Source organism: Pseudomonas sp. SIMBA_068 (genome assembly GCF_046534705.1).
Taxonomy (GTDB): domain Bacteria; phylum Pseudomonadota; class Gammaproteobacteria; order Pseudomonadales; family Pseudomonadaceae; genus Aquipseudomonas; species Aquipseudomonas putida.
Genome location: NZ_JAWRYI010001428.1, coordinates 1 through 242 on the forward strand (window position 1 = coordinate 1; position 242 = coordinate 242).

General features: G+C 66.1%; 1 protein-coding gene. It reads left to right on the plus strand.

The features are described 5' to 3' along the window. Positions 1–242: hypothetical protein (locus SB756_RS34335; RefSeq protein ID WP_410913786.1), on the plus strand; the 242-nt coding region annotated here is incomplete at both ends.

Consider the following 242-nt stretch of genomic DNA (forward strand, 5'->3'; position numbering starts at 1 on the left):
GCCGAACAGATGGACAAGGCCCGCGCCGCCCTGGCCGAGCTGCTGGGTGAACACCCGCGTGCCGAGGACTGGCAACGCCATCTGGAGCAACAGGTAGAGCACGCCCGCACAGGCGAAGCCGAGACTGCCGAGCAGTTGCAACAGGCCCGCACCCATGCCCTGCAGCTGGCCGGCGAACTCAAGGCCAATAGCGCCCGCCAGCAGGCTTTGGACCACGAACACCAGCAGTTGCAGGGTGAAAT